Origin of the sequence: Eubacterium sp. AM46-8 (assembly GCF_003466705.1) — a bacterium.
GTDB lineage: Bacteria > Bacillota > Clostridia > Lachnospirales > Lachnospiraceae > Lachnospira.
Genome location: NZ_QSEU01000004.1, coordinates 100969 through 125026, shown reverse-complemented (window position 1 = coordinate 125026; position 24058 = coordinate 100969). Strand labels below are relative to the sequence as shown.

23 protein-coding genes and 1 pseudogene are annotated in these 24058 nt (G+C 37.4%); all 24 read left to right on the top strand.

Annotated elements, in window-relative coordinates; all coding sequences use genetic code 11:
* Position 1 precedes the first annotated feature (1 nt).
* The gene (gene rsxE / locus DW963_RS04170) at positions 2-685 is read left to right on the top strand and encodes an electron transport complex subunit RsxE (protein ID WP_022098520.1); all 684 of its coding nucleotides are present in this window, start codon (positions 2-4) and stop codon (positions 683-685) included.
* Between the two features lie 11 nt (positions 686-696).
* Positions 697-1308 (top strand): electron transport complex protein RnfA, encoded by a 612-nt coding sequence (locus tag DW963_RS04165; protein WP_012739175.1) that lies wholly within the window; start codon positions 697-699, stop codon positions 1306-1308.
* Positions 1309-1323: 15 nt separating this feature from the next.
* Complete coding sequence (locus DW963_RS04160) at positions 1324-2115, top strand: RnfABCDGE type electron transport complex subunit B (RefSeq protein ID WP_117913967.1); 792 nt, start codon at positions 1324-1326, stop codon at positions 2113-2115.
* Between the two features lie 89 nt (positions 2116-2204).
* A complete protein-coding gene (locus DW963_RS04155) occupies positions 2205-5021 on the top strand; it encodes a YfhO family protein (protein ID WP_117913966.1) in 2817 nt (938 codons plus the stop codon).
* Between the two features lie 2 nt (positions 5022-5023).
* A complete protein-coding gene (locus DW963_RS04150; protein ID WP_012739178.1) occupies positions 5024-6325 on the top strand; it encodes an ATP-binding protein in 1302 nt (433 codons plus the stop codon).
* Positions 6322-6945 carry a Holliday junction branch migration protein RuvA gene (gene ruvA / locus DW963_RS04145; protein WP_117913965.1) on the top strand — a complete coding sequence of 208 codons (624 nt, stop codon included), beginning with the start codon at positions 6322-6324 and terminating at the stop codon, positions 6943-6945. The genes DW963_RS04150 and ruvA overlap by 4 nt, the downstream gene beginning before the upstream one ends.
* Before the next feature lie 31 nt (positions 6946-6976).
* A complete protein-coding gene (ruvB, locus tag DW963_RS04140) occupies positions 6977-7978 on the top strand; it encodes a Holliday junction branch migration DNA helicase RuvB (protein WP_117913964.1) in 1002 nt (333 codons plus the stop codon).
* 23 nt (positions 7979-8001) lie between these two features.
* Positions 8002-8409 (top strand): cell division protein ZapA, encoded by a 408-nt coding sequence (locus DW963_RS04135; protein WP_199665626.1) that lies wholly within the window; start codon positions 8002-8004, stop codon positions 8407-8409.
* An 87-nt stretch (positions 8410-8496) separates the two neighbouring features.
* Positions 8497-10893: a U32 family peptidase gene (locus tag DW963_RS04130; RefSeq protein ID WP_117913962.1), complete on the top strand. Its 2397-nt coding sequence runs from the start codon at positions 8497-8499 to the stop codon at positions 10891-10893.
* 30 nt (positions 10894-10923) lie between these two features.
* Positions 10924-12288 carry an FtsW/RodA/SpoVE family cell cycle protein gene (locus DW963_RS04125; RefSeq protein WP_117913961.1) on the top strand — a complete coding sequence of 455 codons (1365 nt, stop codon included), beginning with the start codon at positions 10924-10926 and terminating at the stop codon, positions 12286-12288.
* The gene (locus tag DW963_RS04120) at positions 12233-13726 is read left to right on the top strand and encodes a peptidoglycan D,D-transpeptidase FtsI family protein (protein ID WP_158568613.1); all 1494 of its coding nucleotides are present in this window, start codon (positions 12233-12235) and stop codon (positions 13724-13726) included. Before DW963_RS04125 ends, DW963_RS04120 begins: the two co-directional genes overlap by 56 nt.
* An 86-nt stretch (positions 13727-13812) precedes the next feature.
* Positions 13813-14130 carry a leucine-rich repeat protein gene (locus DW963_RS04115; protein ID WP_117913959.1) on the top strand — a complete coding sequence of 106 codons (318 nt, stop codon included), beginning with the start codon at positions 13813-13815 and terminating at the stop codon, positions 14128-14130.
* Between the two features lie 182 nt (positions 14131-14312).
* Positions 14313-15592: pseudogene (locus tag DW963_RS04110) on the top strand (diaminopimelate decarboxylase).
* 15 nt (positions 15593-15607) lie between these two features.
* The gene (locus DW963_RS04105; protein WP_117913958.1) at positions 15608-16021 is read left to right on the top strand and encodes a hypothetical protein; all 414 of its coding nucleotides are present in this window, start codon (positions 15608-15610) and stop codon (positions 16019-16021) included.
* Positions 16018-16995, top strand: a complete 978-nt coding sequence (locus tag DW963_RS04100) for a hypothetical protein (protein ID WP_117913957.1) — start codon at positions 16018-16020, stop codon at positions 16993-16995. Before DW963_RS04105 ends, DW963_RS04100 begins: the two co-directional genes overlap by 4 nt.
* Before the next feature lie 54 nt (positions 16996-17049).
* The gene (locus DW963_RS04095; protein WP_117913956.1) at positions 17050-17394 is read left to right on the top strand and encodes a hypothetical protein; all 345 of its coding nucleotides are present in this window, start codon (positions 17050-17052) and stop codon (positions 17392-17394) included.
* Positions 17395-17417: 23 nt separating this feature from the next.
* A complete protein-coding gene (locus DW963_RS04090) occupies positions 17418-18359 on the top strand; it encodes a DUF2953 domain-containing protein (RefSeq protein WP_117913955.1) in 942 nt (313 codons plus the stop codon).
* A gap of 65 nt (positions 18360-18424) precedes the next feature.
* Complete coding sequence (locus tag DW963_RS04085) at positions 18425-18814, top strand: GerW family sporulation protein (RefSeq protein WP_117913954.1); 390 nt, start codon at positions 18425-18427, stop codon at positions 18812-18814.
* Positions 18815-18874: 60 nt separating this feature from the next.
* Positions 18875-19015 carry a hypothetical protein gene (locus DW963_RS13380; protein WP_199665627.1) on the top strand — a complete coding sequence of 47 codons (141 nt, stop codon included), beginning with the start codon at positions 18875-18877 and terminating at the stop codon, positions 19013-19015.
* Positions 19016-19152: 137 nt separating this feature from the next.
* Positions 19153-19338: a 50S ribosomal protein L28 gene (gene rpmB, locus DW963_RS04080; protein ID WP_117913953.1), complete on the top strand. Its 186-nt coding sequence runs from the start codon at positions 19153-19155 to the stop codon at positions 19336-19338.
* A 253-nt stretch (positions 19339-19591) separates the two neighbouring features.
* Positions 19592-19951 (top strand): Asp23/Gls24 family envelope stress response protein, encoded by a 360-nt coding sequence (locus DW963_RS04075; RefSeq protein ID WP_117913952.1) that lies wholly within the window; start codon positions 19592-19594, stop codon positions 19949-19951.
* Positions 19952-19995: 44 nt separating this feature from the next.
* The gene (locus DW963_RS04070; protein ID WP_502694401.1) at positions 19996-21738 is read left to right on the top strand and encodes a DAK2 domain-containing protein; all 1743 of its coding nucleotides are present in this window, start codon (positions 19996-19998) and stop codon (positions 21736-21738) included.
* Between the two features lie 30 nt (positions 21739-21768).
* On the top strand, positions 21769-23760 hold the full coding sequence (gene recG, locus DW963_RS04065) for an ATP-dependent DNA helicase RecG (protein ID WP_502694402.1): 1992 nt from the start codon (positions 21769-21771) through the stop codon (positions 23758-23760).
* Between the two features lie 15 nt (positions 23761-23775).
* A complete protein-coding gene (locus tag DW963_RS04060; protein WP_022205435.1) occupies positions 23776-24006 on the top strand; it encodes a hypothetical protein in 231 nt (76 codons plus the stop codon).
* The last annotated feature ends 52 nt before the right edge of the window (positions 24007-24058 follow it).

The window sequence follows — 24058 nt, the reverse complement described above, 5'->3', positions numbered from 1 at the left end:
TTTGAATAAATGTATAGAAAGACTTTATAATGGTATTATTAAAGAGAATCCTACCCTGGTACTTACACTTGGTATGTGTCCTACACTTGCGGTTACTACATCAGCAATCAATGGTATAGGTATGGGACTTTCTTCTACAGTAGTACTTGCATTATCAAACCTTATGATTTCATTACTTCGTAAGGCTATTCCAGATGGTGTAAGAATGCCAGCGTTCATCGTTGTCGTTGCATCATTTGTTACAATGGTACAGTTCCTTATGCAGGGCTTCCTGCCAAGTCTGTACGACTCACTTGGAATATATATTCCTCTTATAGTTGTTAACTGTATTATCCTTGGACGTGCGGAAGCCTATGCTTCTAAGAATCCTCCAATTCCTTCATTCTTTGATGGAATAGGTATGGGACTTGGATTCACAATTGCTATCACAATCCTTGGAGCAATAAGAGAGCTTATCGGTGGCGGTACAATTTTCTCAGATGGTACTAACGCATTATTTGATCTCTCAACAATCGGTTACACACCAGCAAGTATCTTTATCCTTGCACCAGGAGCGTTCTTTGTTCTTGCATTCATGATTGCTATTATGAACAGAATTAAGAGAAAGAAAGGCATGAAGCCTGCAGAAGTTCCTGACTACACAGAAGAGATAGAAGAAGCTAAGGCTGAGGCTAAGAATAACTAAGGGAGGTAAATATGGGATATTTTTCACAGTTATTATTGATAGCTGTAAGTACAGCAATTGTCAATAATGTAGTTTTAAGCCAGTTCCTCGGTTTGTGTCCTTTCCTTGGAGTTTCTAAGAAGATAAACACAGCAGCAGGAATGGGTGGCGCTGTTATCGGCGTTATCACTATTTCATCAGCTGTCTGCAGTCTTATATATGACTGTATACTTACACCGCTCAAGCTTACATATCTGAATACAATTGTATTCATCCTTGTAATTGCGGCACTTGTTCAGTTTGTTGAAATGTTTTTAAAGAAGACATCACCATCTCTTTATGAAGCACTTGGTGTATACCTTCCACTTATTACAACTAACTGTGCAGTACTTGGTATTGCACTTACTAACGTACAGAACTATAACACAGCAGCAGGACTTAATATTGGTCAGAAGCTTTTAGATTCTGTAGTCAGTGGATTAGGAACAGCTGTTGGTTTTACAATAGCAATCATAATCATGGCTGGTATACGTGAAAGAAACGAATTCAATGATGTTCCGGAAAGCTTTAAGGGAATGCCTATTGTATTACTTACTGCAGGACTTATGGCTATCGCATTCTTTGGATTTTCAGGTATTATTTAAGAGGAGGACGACAAGATGTCAGGTATAATTATTGCTGCAGTTGTTGTAAGCTGCACTGGTCTTCTTCTCGGACTTTTCCTCGGAGTAATGGGTAAGAAGTTCTATGTTGAAGTAGATCAGAAAGAGATAGATGTAAGAGCAGAGCTTCCTGGAAACAACTGTGGTGGTTGTGGATATGCAGGATGTGATGCACTTGCTAAGGCAATTGCCGCAGGAGAAGCTCCAGCTAACGCATGTCCAGTTGGTGGCGCACCGGTTGCAGCAAAGATTGGTGCAATCATGGGTGAGGAAGTTGGAGAATCAGTAAGAATGACAGCATTTGTTAAATGTGCTGGTGACTGCGACAAAGCAAAAGAAAATTATGTGTACTCAGGTGCAATGGATTGTACAGCAATGAACGTCGTTCCTAACGGCGGTTCTAAGGCATGTACATACGGATGTATGGGATATGGTTCATGTGTTAAGGCATGTCCTTTTGATGCAATTCATGTTATTAATGGTATTGCTGTAGTAGATAAGGGCAAATGTAAGGCATGTGGTAAATGTGTTGCTGTATGTCCAAGACACCTTATTGAAATCATACCATACAAGAGTAACTATACAGTTAACTGTTCATCTAATGATAAGGGTAAAGATGTTATGTCAGTATGCTCTGTTGGATGTATCGGATGTATGTTATGTACAAAGCAGTGTGAGTTTGGTGCTATTACAGTAGAAAACAACATTGCACATATTGATTATTCAAAGTGTACAGGTTGTGGAAAGTGTGCTGAGAAGTGCCCTAAGAAGATAATACATCTTCATTGATAATTTAATCACAATAAGTTATAATAAGAAACTGCCGTAGGCTTATGCTTATGGCAGTTTCCTAGTTTAAGAAAAGAGAAGATACACCTATGGCAGAGACAAAATCAAAGTTACAAGATTTTTATAAAAGACTGGATTCCAGAAAATCAACATATTTTCTGGTTTATTCAGTTATTTTTGTTGTCCTTGCTATAGGTGTGTTTTCTTTTTATTTTTTCAATGGAAAGACATTCATATGGGAGGTTGATGGCTGGGAACAGCATTATAAGTCACTCATATATTATTCACAGTATTTAAGGGATTTCTTTAAAAATATATTTTTCAATCATCAGTTTGTAATACCACAGTGGGATTTTGCAATAGGTGAGGGAAGTGATGTTATAGGAACATTTCACTATTATGTGATAGGCGACCCATTTACATTCTTATGTTTCCTGTTTCCAGCAAAGTACATGTATATATTCTATGAAGCAATGATTCTTTTAAGAATATATCTGTCAGGTATAGCATTTTCACTGCTGTGTTTTTATACAGGACATAAGAAAAGATATGTCCTTCCAGGAGCAGTAGCTTATGCATTCTGCTACTGGGCAATATACAATGCGGTAAGACATCCGTTCTTTCTTAACCCGCTTCTGTATTATCCTCTGCTTGTATTAGGCGTTGAGAAGATAATCAGAGAGAAGAAAATGTGGCTCTTTACAATAACAGTAACTGTTGCAGCAATGAGTAATTTCTATTTCTTCTACATGCTTGTGTTCACAACAATTATATATGTTATTGTAAGATTCATATTCTGTTATGGAAAGAATGTGAAAATGTGGTGTAAGGGGATATTAAGCCTGGCTGTTTCATCAGTTACAGGACTGTGTATGGCAGCAATAGTGTTTCTCCCCGTGCTTCACGTTTTCTTAAGTGACAGCAGATTTAATACACCTAACAAAATGGGACTGGTATATCCTTTTTCATACTATGCAAAGCTTCCTGGACTTTTTATCGTTGAGGGTGATAACTTCTGGACATGCATGGGATTTGCAGTACCTGTGTTGCTTGCAGTGCTTTTAATGTTTAAGAGCAGACGTAAGTACACAATGCTTAAGACTTATTTTATTATAAGTGCGGTGATGATATGTATACCGTTTTTCGGACAGGCAATGAACGGATTTTCATATATGTGTAACAGGTGGATATATTCATTTGCATTATTATGTGCATATATACTTGTGTGCATGATGCCGCGTCTTATAAAACTGGAAAGAAAAGAAATACGCTTTATTGGAGTTGCACTTACAATATATTTTGTGGTATGTATGTGCGTAAAGTATTCAAGAAATGGCAAGCTTATAAGTGCAGTTGCAATTGGAGTAATATTGCTAATTGGACTTAGCATAAAGAATGTTAATGAATATAACAGATGCATGATGGTGACAGTAGCGGTTATGCTGGCGGCATTAGCTAATGGTATATGGAAAAATGCTTCATTTGGGGAAAATTATGCGGCACAGTGCATAAGCGTTAAAATGGCACAGGAAGATGTGTTTGGAAGCGAGAAGGAGCTTATAAGTAAATATGCTGAAGATACAGATTTTATCAGATATTCAGGCTCTGGACTTTCGTACAATATGAACTGCATAACAGGAATATCATCCTCTAATCTGTACTGGACACTTACTAATCCGTATGTATCGAAGTTCAGATATGATTGTGCAATCAGGCTTGATACGCTGCTTCCGCACAAATACACAGGATATGATGACAGGTCATCTCTTATAACATTGTCATCTGCCTCAAAGTATCTGGTGAGTAAGACCGGCGGACTTGTTCCATATGGATTTGCTTATGAATCAGAAAATGATGATTATGTAATGTATAATAACGACAATGCACTTCCGTTAGGATTTACTTATGACAAGGCTGTTAATAAGAATGAATGGGAGGGCTTAAGTGCAGTTGATAAGCAGAAAGCAATGCTTCAGGCTGTTGTTATTGACAGGAGTGGGAAGGATACCAGGGAGGCGCTTCCTGACAGGGTATCTGTTAAAGATTTAAGTTATGACAGCCAGATTAAAGATTATACAATGAATTATGATGCCAAAGAAGTACAGTGTATGGATAATACATTTGCAGTAACTAAGGCAGGTGCCAGGGTAACATTTAACTTTACAGGCAGTGGTGCAGGCGAGACTTACTTTAATATTAATGGTCTTGACTATGAAGGAGCGGCACAGTTCCAGCTGTATTTTGGAAAGAGGAAGTTTGACCCATTAGACTTATACTCTAAGGCAGACTGGAAAGAGCTTTCACATAATGAAAAGAAGAAGATATTTAAGAATTTCATATATTGGACACAGTCTACAAGCAGTGTTAAGCTTGGAATTACGACTGATACAGGAGTAACCAAGTCAATGAATTACTTTACATCTGATTACAGCTATTATAGTAACCAGCATGATTTCAGTGTGAATATGGGCTATTCGGAAGAAAATGTTACATCAGTTACAGTGACTTTCCAGAAGATTGGCGTGTATTCTTATGAAGATATACAGATTGTATGCCAGCCAATGGACAGTTACACTGACGAGATTAATACACTTAAAGAAAATGTATTAACAGATGTAGAGCTTGGAAATAATAAGGTTACAGGTCAGATAATACTTGACCGTAATAAATATCTGTGTCTTACAATCCCTTATTCAAAGGGCTGGAAGGTATATGTAGACGGGGAAAGACAAAAGCTATATAATGCTAATGGTCAGTATATGGCTGTATATCTTACGAGTGGAACGCATAATGTAACACTTAAGTATTCTACGCCGCTTCTTAAAGAGGGAGCGTTGGTGTCACTTGCAGGTGTGACCATCTTTGCCATGCAGCTTGTAATTAATAAGAGAAAGAAGAGGGAATAATAATGTACAGAGAAGTTGCGAAACTTATTATATATGGTAATCATGAGGACACTATTCTTATGAAAATGTCCGATATTTTCAAAAAATTTGACAGGGACGAGGAGACTCCTGACAAGCTTATAAGTGATATATATGAGCAGATTAAGAGAATATTGGAGGTTGCCACAGATTATGGCTTTGATAAGAATTTATGGCATAATTATCTTACATTCTATCTTATAACTAATGAGAATCCATTCAGCCTTACATGTGAAAAGGTAGGTGCTAATGATGGAAGCGTTAATGAATTTGCTAAGAACGATTTCAAGGTGTTTATGAATCTGTTTAATTATGATTTCAGACCTATTGAGGCTGCACTTGGAATCAACTGTTTTTCACTTATATCTGATTACAAGGCAATTGTTAAGAAAGAGCTTATGTACAATAAGAATGTAAGTGAGAAGGTACAGGCTTTAAGCCTTAAGCTTGAGACAGCAAAGGACGAGAATGAGTTCTTTAATTATGTTACTGATTTCTATAAAGCATATGGTGTAGGAATGTTCGGACTTAATAAGGCATTCAGGGTAATAGGTGGCGATAATGGCGTTACATTTACACCAATCAATAATATGGATAAGGTTATGTTAGATGATCTTATTGGTTATGAAATTCAGAAGAAGAAGCTTGTGGAGAATACAGAGGCTTTTGTTCAGGGAAGAAAAGCTAATAATGCGCTTCTTTTCGGTGACAGCGGAACAGGTAAGTCAACTTCTATCAAGGCTATTGTCAATGAATATTATGACCAGGGTCTTAGAATGATAGAGATATACAAACATCAGTTCAAGGATTTATCTAATGTTATAGCAAGCATTAAGAACAGAAATTATAAGTTCATAATATATATGGATGATTTATCTTTCGAGGAATTCGAGATTGAATACAAGTTCTTAAAGGCTGTAATTGAAGGCGGTGTTGAGACTAAGCCTGATAATATTCTTATCTATGCAACATCTAACAGAAGACATCTTATCAAGGAAACATGGAATGACAGAAATGATTTAGAGAGCAATAACGGCCTTCACAGATCTGATACTATTGAGGAGAAGCTTTCATTAGTGAACAGATTTGGATGCCAGATAAGCTACTCTAAGCCATCACAGAAAGAATTCTTTGATATTGTTATTGGCCTTGCAAGGAAGAATAATGTTAAGATGACAGATGAAGAGCTTATGGCAGAGGCTAACAAGTGGGAACTTTCACATGGTGGAATATCAGGAAGAACAGCACAGCAGTTTATCAATTACTGTCTTGGGGGTAGAGAATGATTTCATACATTAAAGGTGAGCTTGCCGAAATTCTGCCAGATGTAATCGTTGTGGAAGCTAATGGAATAGGATATAATATATATGTTCCGGGTTCAGTACCTGGTGAGCTTCCATCAGTTGGCAGTGAGGTTAAGATATATACATATATGAATGTCAAGGAAGATGAATGCAGTCTGTATGGATTTCTTACAAGGGATGATTTAAGCATGTTTAAAATGCTTATCTGTGTCAATGGTATTGGACCTAAGGCTGCGCTTGGTGCATTATCTAATATCACAGCGGATGATTTAAGATTTGCTGTGCTTGCTGATGATGTGGCAGCAATCAAGGCACTTCCTGGTATCGGACCTAAGACAGCACAGAAGATTATAATTGAGCTTAAGGATAAGTTAAAGCTTGATGAAGTATTTGAATCAGCACTTTCTAAGAATAAGAAGGCAGACAATAACAGTAATGCAAGTAATGTCATGATGATAAGAAATGACGCTGTGGAGGCACTTGTATCACTTGGATATTCAAGCAAAGATGCACTTGTTGCTGTCAAGGAAGTGGAAGATATAGAGAATAAGGATTCTGAGACGGTTCTTAAGGAAGCGTTAAAGAAGCTGGCTAAATTCTAGAACAGAATAGTATTTAAGAAATGAGGGCTATATGGAAAAGAGGATTATATCAACACAGATAACTGAAGAAGATTATGGTATTGAGAATTCCTTAAGACCATTATCTCTTGATGACTATGTTGGACAGAATAAGGTTAAGAGCAATCTTAAAGTATATATTGAGGCAGCAAAGGAAAGAGGAGAGGCACTTGACCATGTTCTTTTCTATGGACCTCCTGGACTTGGAAAGACAACCCTTGCTGGAATTATTGCTAATGAAATGGGGGTTAATATCAAGGTTACATCCGGTCCTGCAATCGAGAAGCCGGGAGATATGGCAGCTATACTTAACAACTTAAGTGAGGGTGATATTCTCTTTGTAGATGAGATTCACAGACTTAACAGACAGGTAGAAGAAGTGCTGTATCCGGCAATGGAGGATTATAAGATCGATATTATGATCGGCAAGGGTGCAACAGCAAGGTCTATAAGACTTGACCTGCCGCAGTTCACTCTGATAGGTGCAACAACAAGAGCGGGGCTTTTATCAGCACCTTTAAGAGACAGATTCGGTGTTGTAAGTCATATGGAATTCTATACAGTTCCGGAGCTTGAGAAAATCATTATCCGTTCAGCCAATGTGCTTAATGTTGATATTGACTCAGACGGAGCACATGAGCTTGCAAGAAGATCCAGAGGAACACCGAGACTTGCCAACAGACTTTTGAAAAGAGTAAGGGATTTTGCACAGGTTAAATATAACGGACATATCAATAAGGATGTTGCTGATTATGCACTTAATCTGTTAGATGTTGATAGAGACGGATTGGACCGGAACGACAGGATTATACTTACTACAATAGTTGATAAATTTGATGGCGGACCTGTCGGTATTGAGACACTGGCAGCTTCAATAGGAGAGGATTCAGGAACCCTTGAAGATGTTTATGAGCCATATCTGATACAGAATGGGTATATTAACAGAACTCCAAGAGGAAGAGTTGCAACAAAAGCTGCTTATGATAATCTTGGCAGGCTATTCAAAGAAAAATAATACAAATAATGAGGAGGGGACTTATGTCATCAAAAAACACAGCAGAGGTAATTCTTGGAGGTAAAGTAATTAAGCTTGGAGGATATGAGAGCGAGGAGTATCTCCAGAGAGTTGCATCATACATTAACAATAAGATTACAGAGTTTAATAAGGATGAGGGATACAGACGCATGTCGGCTGACATGAGAACTGATATGATGTATCTTAATATCGCTGATGATTACTTTAAAGCCAAGAAGATGGCAGACGGGCTTTCTTCAGATATAGAGAACAAGGATAAAGAGATATATGATTTAAAGCATGAGCTTATTGCTGCGCAGATTAAGGCAGAGAGTTCTGCAAAAGAAATTAAGGAATTAAAGAATGAGATTAACAAGTACCAGAAGAATATTGTTAAGTTAGAGACAGAACTTAATGATTCTAAGAAGTGATTTACATAAGGTTTATCAGGTATTAATAATAACGGCTGTTGCAAATGCATTTGCAGCAGCCATTTGATTTAAAGGCGGTTTACAACTATGAATGTTGATAAGAAAAAGATACAGGTAGAAGTTCTCGCACCGGCAGGTTCACTTGATATTATGAAGGCTGTTGTGGCTGCAGGAGCAGATGCAATATACCTTGGCGGCAATATGTTCGGAGCAAGGGCATTTGCTAATAATTTTAATGATGAAGAGCTTATCAGTGCTATAGAGTATGCACATTTATTTGGAAGAAAGGTATATCTGACAGTTAATACCCTTCTTAAGTCAAGAGAGATAGAGAATAGTCTTATAGAATATCTTATACCATTCTATGAGGCAGGACTTGATGCAGTGATTGTGCAGGATATGGGTGTGCTTAAGCTGATAAGAAAGCATTTTCCTGATATGGATATACATGCAAGTACACAGATGACACAGACCGGCGTATATGGCAGCAGGCTTTTAAAGGAACTTGGGGCATCAAGAATTGTTACCTCAAGAGAGATGAATCTACAGGAGATAAAGCAGCTTCATGAGAAATTAGATGTTGAGATAGAAAGCTTTGTGCATGGAGCTTTATGTTACTGTTATTCAGGACAATGCCTGCTTTCAAGTTTTAACGGTGGACGAAGCGGCAACAGGGGAAGATGTGCCCAGCCATGCAGAATGTCTTATGATGTGTATGATAGCGGAGCAAAGATTAATGACAAAAACAACAGTTATGCATTAAGTCCTAAGGATATGTGTGCATTACAGATACTTCCTGATGTTATTGATAGTGGCGTATATTCCCTGAAAATCGAAGGCCGTATGAAGAATGTCACATATGCGGCTATGGTAACACACATTTACCGCAAATATGTTGATATGTATCTTGAAAAAGGTCGTGATGGTTTTAAGGTAGATAAGCAGGATATGGATGCCCTGTCTGATATATATAACAGAGGTGCTTTCACAACAGGATATTATGACAGCATTAAAGGAAAAAAGATGATGTCTCTTGGCCGCCCTAACCATATGGGAACGGAGTGTCTTAAGGTTGTGTCTAACAAGGCAGGAAGAATTACATTTAAGGCACTTAAGAATGTGAACAGAGGTGATGTCTTTGAGATTGATAAGGAACATTCCTTTGAGAGCGGAGCTGATGTGGCAGCAGGGCAGACCTTCGTTGTCAATCTTCCTAAGAAATATCCATTGTATGAGGGAAGAGTTGTCAACAGAATGAATAATGCTAAGATTAAGGCATATGTAGCGGATAATTATGTTGGAACATCACCTGAAATCCATGTTGATATGAAGCTTGTTGTAAGAAAGAATGAGAATATATCACTCACTGTAATGTATGATGGGATTGAGAAGACATGTACAGGAGAGATTATTACTGAAGCGCAGAGCCGTCCCGCCTCAGAGCAGGAACTGGTTAAGAATTTAAAGAAAACTGGTGATACATGCTTTGTGGTGGATAATACAGAAGTGGAACTTGACGATGGAGTATTCGTTCCGGTTGGCTGGATTAAGGAACTAAGAAGAAATGTACTTGAACAGCTTGAAACACATTTAAAGCACAGTCATGTAAGAACTTATAATAAGCCAGATTATGTTGAAATGTATAACAAAGAAGAGACGCTTAATGATAATGGATTTTTAATAAGAAAAGCTGTGTATCTGCACAATATTAATCATGTGAAGCAGGCAGCAACAGTTTCAGGAGTGCAGGGCATATATCTTGATTATAAGCTGTTATATGAATGCACAGATGAGGAGTTGAAAATCTGTGTTTCATATTGTGCATCACGGGAAATAGATGTGTATGTTGTTCTTCCTCATATTCTTAAAGCTGATAAGTATGATAAGTTTAAGAAGCTTTGTGAGAAGGCATCCGGATGTGGTATCAGCCGTTATCTTTGCAGGAATATTGAACAGATTGGATTTCTTGGAAGCAGTAACTGGAAAAAATTATCTGGCGATGTGCATATTATCACAGACAGCAGCATATATATATTTAATGCATTTGCTAAAGATGAATTAAGAAAACTGTGTGAAAAGTCAGGCATCGTTCTTGACAGGATGACTCTTCCTCTGGAACTTACAGACAAGGAGATGCTGCCTGTGGCTGGCACAGATACAGAACTTGTCGTGTATGGCAGTGTACCGCTTATGGTTTCTGAACAGTGCGTAAGAAAAACTTATGGAAGATGTGATGGAAACTGGGGTAGTGTGAAGCTTACAGGATTTAAAGGAAATGAATATACAGTTAACAGTATGTGTGAATTCTGCTATACTGTTATGGATGGGAAAAAGCTCAATCTTACACAGGAGAATCTGGAAGATTTCAATAAATGTGTAATTCGTTATGAATTTGACGAGAGTGGAGCAGATGATATACAATTAGTTATGACTGATGGAGTAAGTGGTGGTACTACAGGACATTTTCATCAGGCAATTGACTAAGATTAGGTGATTCGGATAAAGGAGATTGCAATGCAGTCAGTTTTTATTGAACTTACGAAATACATTTTTGCATTTCTTATGGCTTTTTATGTTCTTTCTGCATACAGAGGAGCGATAATTCATAAGGAAGAGAAGAGAAAAGGCATATATATACAGCAATACCTATTGATATTTGCCATACATTTTCTTGGATACTATGTTCTGTATATTATGAAGAATGATGCCAGGTATATAGGTTTTTATTTTGTACAGCTTATATATCTTATAGTATTTATTTCATTCTATTATATATTGTATCCAAAGGCATCAAGACTGCTCGTTAATAATATGTGTATGCTTATGTCTGTTGGCTTTATTATGATAGCAAGACTTAACTATGATAAATGTGTCAAACAGTTTGTTATTGCTGTGCTTGGAACAGTGATTATGTTCCTTGTTCCGTGGCTTATCAAATCAGTTAAGAGTTTCAGAAACTTTGGCTGGATTTACTGTGTTGCAGGACTTGTGCTTTTATGTGCTGTTCTTCTTGGTAATAAGGTGTATGGAGCCAATCTTACATTAAGCATAGGAGCATTTTCTGTACAGCCGGCAGAATTCGTAAAGATTCTGTATGTTATGTTTGTTGCATCTATGTTTAATAAATCAACAACCTTTAAACAGACTTGTATTGTTACAGTATTTGCAGCACTGCATGTGATTATTCTCGTGCTTTCAACGGATCTTGGTGCTGCACTGATATTCTTTGTTGTATATATTGCCATGCTTTATATTGCTACAAGAAAACTATCGTATGCTGGGGCAGGACTTCTTGCGGGAGCGGGAGCATCAGTTATTGCGTATAAGCTGTTTTCACATGTAAGGGCAAGAGTTGTGGTATGGCGTAATCCATGGGAATATATTGATACTAGCGGATATCAGATATGCCAGTCTCTTTTTGCAATCGGTATGGGTTCATGGTTTGGATACGGACTGTGTCAGGGGATGCCGGATAAGATACCTGTAGCAGAGAAGGACTTTATGTTTTCTGCTATTACAGAAGAATTCGGACTTATATTCTCAATATCATTATTCTTAGTGTGTCTTAATAATCTTATTCTTATGATGAATATAGCTTCAAGATGTAAGACGCTTTTCTATCGTCTTGTAGCTGTAGGACTCGGAGTTACATATGGAGTACAGGTGTTCTTAACGGTTGGAGGTGCAATAAAATTCATACCAATGACAGGTGTTACACTTCCTTTTGTAAGTTATGGAGGAAGCTCAATATTAAGTTCACTTATAATGTTTGCACTTATTAATGGAATGTACAATATGAGACAGGATGAAGGTGACAGGAAAGATGGCAGAAAAAAGAAAACAATCCAGACAAAGAAAAAAACAAAACGTTCAGAGTGATATAGTAGATACAGAAAAGAAGAATTTAAGGAATAAAGAAACTAATGTAATTGCATTCTTTTTTGTAGGTCTTTTTGTGGCTGCAATTGTGTATCTGTGCGTGTTCAATATAAAGGACGCGGGAACAATTGTTAATAATCCGTATAACAAGAGAGTTGATAATCAGGAAAGCAAAGTTGTGAGAGGCGATATATTAGCAGATGATGGAGATGTTCTTGCAACAACGCTTACAGATGATGAAGGCAATGAATCGCGTTATTATCCATATGGGAATCTGTTCTGTCATTCGGTTGGATTTACTTCTCTTACAGGAATGAAGACAGGAATAGAACAGTCACAGAATTATTATCTTCTCAGTGAGACAAATAATGTACTTGACCAGATTGGTAATGACTTATCAGGTGGCAAAGCAAAGGGACATAATGTAACAACAACACTTAATGTAGAGCTTACTCAAGCTGCTTATAAGGCACTTGGCAGTAATAAAGGAGCTGTTATCGCGATGGAACCGTCTACAGGAAAGATTCTTACAATGGTATCCAATCCATCATTTGATTCTAATGATGTTAATACAGATTATGAAGAATGGATTACATATGACAGTGCTGATTCAGTACTTTTAAACAGGGCAACGCAGGGACTATATCCTCCAGGTTCAACATTTAAGATAATTACAGCACTTGCATATATAAGACAGAATGAGAATGATTATTATAACTATTCATATGATTGTGATGGACAGGCATATATACCAGGTGGAACTACTATAGCGTGTTTTGATCATACAGCACATGGATATCAGGATTTAAGAAAAGCATTTGCAAATTCATGCAATTCTGCATTTTCTACGATTGGTGCCGGACTTAACAAAACATCTTTCATAAATTTGTGTAGTACATTCCTGTTTAATTCTAATCTTCCTGTAGGATTTGAGTATTCTAAGAGCGCAATGGCTGTTACACAGGATTCTTCAATAAGTGAGATGCAGGAGACTGGTATAGGACAGGGAAGGACAATGATGACACCACTTCATAATATGATGATTGCGGCGAGTATTGCCAATGATGGGGTTATGATGACTCCATATATTGTTGACAGTGTAAGTGACAGCGAGGGCAGAATGGTTGTTAAGAACAAACCGTCAGCAGTTGGAACTGTGATGTCTGCAGAAGAAGCTGAGTATCTTACTGAATGTATGAGACAGGTGGTTACGTCCGGTACAGGTTATGCTATGAAAAATTCATCATATGAAGCAGCTGGAAAGACAGGTTCTGCACAGTATGATGATTCTGAGAATTATCATAGCTGGTTTACAGGGTTTGCACCATATGATAATCCACAGATTGCTGTATGTGTAATACTTGAAGGCGGATATTCAGGAGTTGCAAGTGCACAATATGTTGCAAAAACTGTATTTGATACATATTTCGGATATTGATATTAATGCCGGAAGATTGTATAATGTATATAAGAAATATATGGAACGGTACAACTTAATTATTAAGAAAAGAAGAGGGGAAAGCTATGAATAGTAATCGTATTAAAGTTACATTGTACAACAGAACATTTAAAGAGATAGATATGTCGGATTTTACAAGAATAACAGAAGGCCTGTTTTCTAACAGAGATGATATTGTCGCAATCAGTTTTCCAGAAGGAGTAGAGACAATAGCATCTAATGCTTTTGAGAACTGCAGAAGACTTGAAAAAGTCGAATTTCCTGATTCACTTAAGCTGATTGAGTGTGAAGCATTTATTAACTGCACAAGTCTTAAAGAAGTTGATTACGGAAAGAATGTAACTGTTGCTCCGGATGCATTTAAAGGCTGTATTAATTTATAATCAGAATTATTGAAATAAGAAGCCTTACGGGGCTTCTTATTTTTATAGGCGTTTACGACTAAAAACTTGACAAATATTTCTTCATAATATAGGATTTCTTACAGTGGCCTGACTATGCGTTGGTGCTGTATACGTGGGCTTGCAAAAGATTTTAGAAATTCAGCACAGAAACGAGGAAGATAATGAGTAAGAAAAAGACATTTGTTACACTTGAACAGCTTAAGGAAATCGACAAGACATATCCGACTCCTTATCATCTCTATGATGAGAAGGGAATCAGAGAGAACGCTAAGAGATTAAAGGAAGCATTCTCATGGAATAAAGGTTATAGAGAGTATTTTGCTGTGAAGGCTACTCCTAATCCATATATTTTAAAGATATTAAAGGATTATGGCTGCGGTGTTGACTGTGCATCTATGGCAGAGCTTATGATGGGATATGCTCTTGATTATAAGCCGGAAGAGATTATGTTCTCATCTAATGATACTCCTGCAGAAGAGTATGCATATGCTAATGAGATAGGTGCTACTATCAATCTTGATGATATTACTCATATTGAGTTTCTAGATAAGATATTAGACGGTAAGTTTCCTGAAACAATGAGCTGCCGTTACAATCCGGGTGGATATTTCCAGCTTGGAACATCTATTATGGATAATCCTGGTGATGCCAAGTATGGTATGACACATGACCAGATTATAGAAGCGTTTAAGATATTAAAGAGTAAGGGCGTTAAGCATTTTGGTATCCATTCATTCCTTGCAAGTAATACTGTATCTAATGAATATTACCCTACACTTGCCAAGATTTTATTCGAGCTTGCAGTTGAGTTAAGAGACAAGACTGGAGCAGATATTAAGTTTGTAAACCTTTCAGGTGGTGTTGGTGTTGCTTACAAACCGGATCAGGAGCCTAACGATATTGCTGTTATTGGTGAAGGTGTACACAAGGTATATGATGAGGTTCTTGCGCTGCCGGAATGGGTGATGTTGCAATTTATACAGAGCTTGGAAGATTCATGCTTGCTCCATATGGCTGTCTTGTAACTAAGGCAATTCATGAGAAGCACATCTATAAGGAATACATCGGAGTTGATGCATGTGCATCTAACCTTATGCGTCCGGCAATCTATGGCGCATATCATCATATTACTGTTGCGGGTAAGGAAGATGCACCTTGCGACCATAAGTATGATGTAACAGGTTCTTTATGCGAGAACAGTGACAAATTTGCAATTGACAGAATGCTTCCTAAGATTGACATGGGTGATTATCTTATTATCCATGATACAGGAGCGCACGGTTTCTCTATGGGATACCAGTATAACGGAAAGTTAAGATCAGCAGAGCTTCTTCTTAAGGAAGATGGCAGTGTCCAGATGATCAGACGAGCAGAGACAATCAAGGATTACTATGCTACATTTGATTTCTGTGATGCATTAGATAAGTTGAATTTAAAATAAACGAGGTTTGATACATTGAAGAATTTAGGTTATATAGCAGGCGAAATTACAAAGGGAAAGAATCTTTCAGAAAATCTTTTAAAGTATGGTAATGGAATGTGTTCCATGTATAATGGGCTTGGATTTATTAAAATGTCAATGAATTATTATACTGTACTTGATATTGCAAGAGATTTACAGAATGATAAAGACCTTCTTAACATGATTAACAGACTTAATGAGCTTGTGGAGCGTTTTGTGGAGAATGATGAATGTGATGATTATGAAGCATTTAAAGAACTCAATTCATTCCGTGAACAGATCATTGAGATTATGGAAGTTATAACAGCTTATGTTGACAGGCTAAGAATATATGAGCATGTACTTAACAGAGTTGAGTACAGATTTAACGAGGTGAACTGGATTACGACTACTATAATACCTATATGACTAATGAGATTATGCATTATATATTGTCTGACAAGGATAATGTTGTTATTAATGGCAAGATTTCAGAGATAGTAGGACAGCTTCCTGTAAGAATGTTAAAGGACAGATTTTTTGAACATATCAGAGATGCATTTACACTGTATCATGGTGCCGGAAAGGATTCGATAGATGATTTCTATTACACCTTAAGCACAAGTGCTATGCTTTCAGGTGAAGCGGGATTTGATAAATTCCCTGATGTTTATGATATATATAACACACTTGCAGGGGCTGACTACAGGAATATTGATAAAGATGAATATGCAAGACTTAAAGGCGCACTTGATATTGCAACTGAGAAGATGACAGATTATGCAGATGTATATGTGCTTCTTACACAGGTTGTTAATGATGCACTCACCATAGCTCTTACCAGAAGAAATACACTGGATAGAATAGAAGAGATAGAGAATGCTAAGAATGTTTTAAGTAAAACAAGAAATGCTTATATTACAGGTGAAAGATTTGAAGATATTTCAGAGGATTTTACAGCATTTGAAGGAAAACAGGAAAGAATTCTTGAGGCAGTATCATCTGGTGACTATGCAATAGAATACAGCCTTGCCAATTTTGTGGATGAACTTAAGAATTATGAGCTTTTATCTGAATATAATGCTTTGTCTAAAACACTTAAGTTACAGTCAGGCAGTGATTTTGTTAAGCTTGAATCAGAGGTATTTGCAGAGATTCCGGATAATTCTTATGCTGATGAGACAGCAGAGAAGCTTATTATGGAACTTGATGACAGCTTTAAGAACATGAATGTAATGGTTAAGAGAGCTGTTATGGCATCAGTGCTTTCAAGTCTTCCGGTATTTTTTAACAATACCGAGGAGATACAGTCATATATTAATAATTCTCTTATGCAGTGCAATGATGAAGCAGAGCAGAAGGCGGTTGTTGAGATTATCAAGGCTATGATAAGTGATAAGTAATGCAAATGTGCTGATGTGCATATGAGAAGTTTAAGGTTTTTGGGGGATAGTAAGTTGAAGTGGTACAGAAATCTTTATCTTGGCGATAATGCCAGAAAAGCTAAATACAAGACGTTTGGTCTTATCAGAAAGAACAGATTTACCATAGATACTTATATTATTGCGATTTCTGATAATCCTGATAATATTCTTGATATTTATTCAGCTAATATGCTGAAACAGCCGCATTTTAAGAATAAATCATACAGAGATAAAGTGTATGTTGTAGGACTTGCGAAGGGCAGAAATGAGGCTCTGGAGCTGGTAAGATGCATAGTTGATGACACATACTCCCATACAGGGTGTGTTGACGTAGCGGGGTATCTTAAGTTTGGTACGAAATTAAGAAAAGATAACTGACAGATTGTTGGAAAGGTGGGGCTATGCTACATGTTTTATTGCTTATACTTAAGATAACAGGCATAGTTATCGCATGTATCTTAGGTCTTGTCATACTTGTTGTGACAGCAGTTCTTTTTGTACCAGTAAGATATAAGGTTAATGCGGATTATCATGACAGGTTCAAAGCCCAAGCAAAAGTATCCTGGTTAGGGATATTGAGGCTGATGATCTCTTATGATGAAGAACTTGATATAAAAGCCAAGGCGTTTTTTATAACGGTTTACAACAATAATGACGAGAATAGTAAAGTTTCTGAACAAAAGAAAGCTAATAAGAAAAAAGAAAAAAAGCCTGAAGAGAATATTTTTTCTGCGAGTGATAAGGATGTAGAGAAACTTACAGAAAAAGAAGAAAAACCACAGATTAAGATGGCTGAGGCTGTGAATGAAACAAAAGAAGATGTACAGAATGTCAAAGAGGCTGTATCAGAAGATGAATCAGGGAACATACAGAATAGGAGCTTCTTCAATAAAGTTAAGGATAAATGCTTTGTAATATATACAAAGATTAAAGAGATAATAAAGCTTATAAGGGATACAGTAAAGAAGATTTCAGGTGCAGCTGACAGGCTTAAAGAAAAAGTAAGCAAGGCAAAAGAATTTGTGACAGATGAGGACAATAAGGCACTTTTTCATTTTCTTGTGGAACAGTTAAAGGCACTTATTAAGGTTATAAAACCTAAAAAATACAGAATTAACGCAAGAATCGGATTTGAAGACCCGGCAACAATGGGAAAGGTTCTTGCTTATGTTTCGATTCTTTATGGAATGTCAGGTGTTGATCTTTCTTTAGAACCGGTATTTGGTGAAAATGTTAAGGAAGGCAGCATGTTCCTGAAAGGAAATATCTGTATATTTTCAGTGCTGGTGATAGCATTAAGATTGTATAGAAATGAACAGTTTAAAAAGTTTATTTCCAGATAGAGAAGGTTATGTTATAATGTTAACAGAACTTCGTAAAACAAGGAGACAAGGAGGAATTAGATTTTATGGCAGATAATAATTTTGATTCAACAGTGGCATCACTTTTTAAGGGGATGGATGCATTTATATCAGCTAAAACAGTCGTTGGAGAAGCTGTTACAGTTAATGATACAATTATTCTTCCACTTGTTGATGTTTCGTTCGGAGTTGGAGCAGGAGCATTTGCAGGGGACAAGAAGAATAATGCAGGCGGTGGAATGACTGGAAAGGTCACACCAAGTGCTGTTTTAGTTATCCAGAATGGTGCAACCAAGCTTGTTAATATTAAGAATCAGGATACTGTAACTAAGATTCTTGATATGATTCCTGATATTATTGATAAATTCAAAGGTAAGGATGAAAAAGTCGTAACTGACGCGGATATTGATGCCGCAATAGAAGATGCAGCAGAGTAGTTTTTCATAACCGGAGAAAATGCGCATATTATATAACATACACGTTAAGGAAGTATATATATGTGCAGACTGCTTGGTTTTATATTCTTCTGGATTGCTGTAGGCATGATAATTACACTGTTTATAATGGACAATGTATTCTTGTGCGTGTGCATAATAATTACGTTGCTTGTTGTAGGATATAACATGTTTTGTCAGTAGCTGGAACAATATATTGTGGTTATGAGAAAAAATTGATGAAAATTCTTAAAAAATGTGTTGCAAAATATTTTTTTATCTGATACAATAATTTCTGTTGTGGGTAAATTACCCAATACCGGTAAGGAGGTGTTATTGAAATGGCTAAATGTGCAATTTGCGAAAAAGGTCCTCACTTTGGTAATGCAGTGAGTCATTCTCATAGAAGATCTAATAAGATTTGGAATGCTAATGTTAAGTCTGTTAAAGTTAAGGTTAACGGAAATGCTAAGAAGATGTATGTTTGTACTTCATGCTTACGTTCTGGTTTAGTTGAGCGTGCATAATCTATGAGCTTTAAAGTTAATACCAGTATATTAAGGTGAATTGCGCGAGACGTGATTCACTTTATTTTTTGGATATTCATTTGATAATCAAAGTTTAATAAAGAATGCGAAAATGTGTTTATTTTTCTTCGGAAAGATAGTATAATATTTGTGCTATTTATGTACATATTTTTATGTAAAGTTTGACTGCGCGAAACTTGCATCTGGATTCCGGGTGTTAACAAATACAAGACGCAGTATTGGAGGACTATCTATGAAGGGAACTTTGGAGAATAAACTTGGAAAAGTTTTAATTGATTCAGAAGTTATTGCACAGTATGCAGGTTCTACAGCAGTTGAGTGCTTTGGAATCGTAGGTATGGCTGCTGTAAGTATGAAAGACGGACTTGTAAAGCTTCTTAAGGGAGACAGCCTTACAAGAGGAATCAGTGTAGTTATAGATGAGAACAATCTTATTGAGATTGATTTTCATGTTATTATTTCTTATGGTGTAAGCATTGCTGCAGTAGCAGATAATCTTATTGAGAATGTTAAGTATAAAGTGTCAGAATTTACCGGCCTTGAGATTAAGAAAATCAACATTTATGTTGAAGGCGTAAGAGTAATTGATTAATAGGAATATTGTTATAATGCTTAATTGCAGAATGGAGGATAATCGTGGCAACTAATACAATAGATGCAGCACTTGTGCAGAAGATGTTTCTTGCAGGAGCTAAAAACCTTGAGTCTAAGAAGGAATGGATTAATGACCTTAATGTATTCCCCGTACCAGATGGTGATACAGGTACTAACATGACTCTTACAATTATGTCAGCAGCTAAGGAAGTAAGCACTATTGCTAATCCTAATATGGAGAATCTTTCTAAGGCTATTTCATCAGGCTCTTTAAGAGGAGCAAGAGGTAACTCTGGTGTTATCTTATCACAGCTCTTAAGAGGATTTACTAAAGAGATGAAGGGCGTTTCCGAGATTACTGTTGAGACACTTGCACTTGCAACAAGCAGAGCTACAGAGACGGCTTATAAGGCAGTTATGAAGCCTAAAGAAGGAACAATCCTTACTGTTGCTAAGGGTATTTCTGATAAGGCAGCTGAAATTGCATCACAGACAGATGATATTGAAGAAGCAATGCGTATTATTATAGAGCATGCAGAATATGTACTTTCTAAGACACCTGATATGCTTCCTGTTCTTAAAGAGGCAGGAGTTGTAGATTCAGGCGGACAGGGACTTGTAGTAGTTCTTAGGGGAATGTATGATGCTCTTACAGGCAAGGTTACAGATTTTTCATTAACAGAGGCTAAGCCTGCTAATGAGCAGACTGCACCAGGAGCTGGAAAGGGCGCTGCAATAGATAATGTAGAGATTAAGTTTGGATATTGCACCGAGTTCATTATTATGCTTGAGAAGGAATTTGATGAGAAGACTGAGGCAGACTTCAAGGCATTCCTTACATCTATAGGTGATTCTATAGTGTGCGTAGCTCTTGATGATATTGTTAAAGTTCATGTTCATACTAACCATCCAGGTCAGGCGTTTGAGAAAGCATTAGAGTATGGTCAGCTTACTAAGATGAAGGTTGACAATATGAGAGAAGAACATAACCAGAAGGTTGTTGCACAGTCAGAACTTCAGGCTGCAGCAGCTAAAGAGGCTATGGAAAAGAATTCTGAAGTAGAAGAAAAGAAGGCAGAACCAGCTAAGGACTTTGGTTTTATTACAATCGCACCGGGAAGCGGAATTGCAGAGATTTTCAAGGGACTTGGTGTTGATGAGGTTATTGAAGGCGGACAGACAATGAACCCTTCAACAGAAGATATTCTTAATGCAGCAGATAAGATTAATGCCAAGACAATATATGTTCTTCCTAATAACAGTAATATTATTCTTGCAGCTAATCAGGCAGCATCAATTGTTGAGGATAAGGAACTTATAGTTATCCCTACTAAGACAGTACCACAGGGAATCACAGCTATGATTAACTTTGAGACAACACGCAGTGCCAAGGATAATGGTGATGTGATGACAGACAGTCTTTCAACAGTTAAGTCTGGACAGCTCACTTATGCTGTAAGAGATACATCAATTGATGGCAAGGAGATTAAGAAGGATAATTATCTTGGATTAGGTGATAAGGGTCTTGCTGCAGTTGGAACTGATATGGATACAACTTTACTTGAGATGATTGAGTCAATGATGTCAGATGAAGCTGAACTTATAAGCGTTTACTATGGAGCTGATGTTGAAGAAGCTGCTGCCGAGGCAGTTGTTTCTAAGATTGAAGAAAAGTTCCCGGATGTAGATGTTGAACTCAGTTTGGTGGGCAGCCAGTTTACTATTATATTGTATCTGTCGAGTAAGAATTATGAATATAACGGAATTAAAGGGCATCGGCGCTAAGACAGCTGAGAATTTTAACAGGCTTTCGGTATACACAGTATCGGATCTCGTGGGGTTATACCGCGGGATTACGATGTATACCATGAGCCTGTTTTTGTTAAAGATATAAGCCGTGAATCAGAACATACCGAGGTCGCTGTTGAAGGACAGGTATGCAAAAGCCCGGATATATATGGGAGCGGCAGACTTAAGATATTAACTGTGACTATAAAGGATTATAATGGTGACTCCATAAAATGCAGCTGGTATAACATGCCATTTTTAAAGAATACATTAAGACTTGGAGCAAGATATGTATTCAGGGGGAGACTGGTTAATAAAAGAGGCTGGCTGTTAGAGCAGCCTAAAATGTATACGCTTGCTCAGTACAAGGAGCTTCAGGGAACATTGCAGCCGATATATCCGCTGACTAAGGGACTTACTAACAATACTGTTACTAAGGCGGTTGCGCAGGCACTTGAAAAGTACAGTACAGGTCTTGAAAAGGAATATATACCTGATTATATAAGAAAGAGATATTCGCTTGCTGAGCATAATTTCAGTGTTGTTAATATACATTTTCCTAAGACGATGGAAGAATATGTTCAGGCGAGGCACAGACTTGCTTTTGAAGAATTCTTCCTGTTTACGCTTGCGACTCTTTCGTTAAAGAGTGCAAATGAACGCATACCGAACAGCTATGTCATACCGGAAAGCAAAGAAAAGAATCAATTCCTTGCAAGTCTGTCATATTCGCTTACCAATGCACAGCTAAGGACTGTGTCAGAGGTTGAGGCAGATATGTCCGGTCAACATTTGTGCAGCCGGCTTATCCAGGGTGATGTAGGTTCAGGAAAGACAGTTGTTGCAACACTTGCACTGATTAATACTGTTGTGGCAGGATATCAGGGAGCATTAATGGCACCTACAGAGGTTCTTGCAAGACAGCATTATGAATCTCTTACTAAAGGCTTTGAAAAAGCTGGACTTGATATTAAGGTTGAGCTGCTTGTTGGTTCAATGACAGCAAAACAGAAAAGAGAAGCATATGCAAGGATTGCAGATGGAACTGCGGAAATAATAGTTGGAACACATGCACTGATACAGGAAAAAGTTGAATATAAAGAGCTTGCACTTGTTATAACAGATGAACAGCACCGATTCGGAGTCAACCAGAGACGTGACCTTTCACAGAAAGGAAAAAGTCCGCATATCCTTGTAATGAGTGCGACTCCAATACCAAGAACTCTGGCAATTATCCTGTACGGCGACCTTGATATATCGATAATTGATGAGATGCCAGCAAACAGACTTCCAATTAAGAATTGTGTTGTGGATGAGAGCTACAGGCCGAAGGCGTATACATTTATACAGAAACAGGTTGCTTCCGGCAGACAATGCTATATAATATGTCCAATGGTTGAGGATAGCGAGGCAGTTGAGGCTGAAAATGTTGTTGATTATACGGCAATGCTTAAGAAAGAACTGCCGGATATAAGAATAGAATATCTTCATGGCAAGATGCGACCATCGCTAAAGAATGAAGTAATGGAAAGATTTGCGGCACATGAAACAGATATACTTGTGTCAACCACGGTTATTGAGGTTGGCGTAAATGTGCCTAACAGCACAGTTATGATGGTTGAGAATTCGGAAAGATTTGGACTTGCACAGCTTCATCAGTTAAGAGGCCGCGTTGGACGAGGAGAATATCAGTCGTATTGTATATTTGTTACCGGCAATAAGTCAGAGAAGATAAGAAAAAGACTGGAAATCCTTAATAAATCTAACGATGGATTCAAGATAGCTGAGGAAGATTTAAGGCTGCGTGGACCGGGGGATTTCTTCGGGGTAAGGCAGAGTGGCGATTTTGATTTCGGAATAGCGGATGTGTTTACGGATGCAAAGACGTTAAAGGAAGCGTCTGACGCTGCGAAAGATTTGTTAAAGAAAGACCCTGAGTTAAAGCTGGAGAATAATATATATCTAAAGCAGAAGGTTGCAGAATATACGATTAAATGTCTAGAAAAGATTAATCTGTAAAGGAGATGCATGCACATGAGACAGATGGAATTCACAATGAGCAGACCTAATCTTGTCAAGCCTGGAGATGAGGTAGATATTACGGAGGGTAAGCTTCCTAGCAGTTATTATTATACGATAGAGCCGGCAGTTGCAATGTCAGGAAACTACTCAACTCCGGACAGATTAAAGTCAAGACACGGGGTAGTCAAAGAGGTCGGAGAGACAAGCAGAGGTTATTACGTGCTTGCAGAATTTGATGAATAATTACAATTGAATGCAGAATAAATGCTATGCCTTTCACATATATTTTTTACAA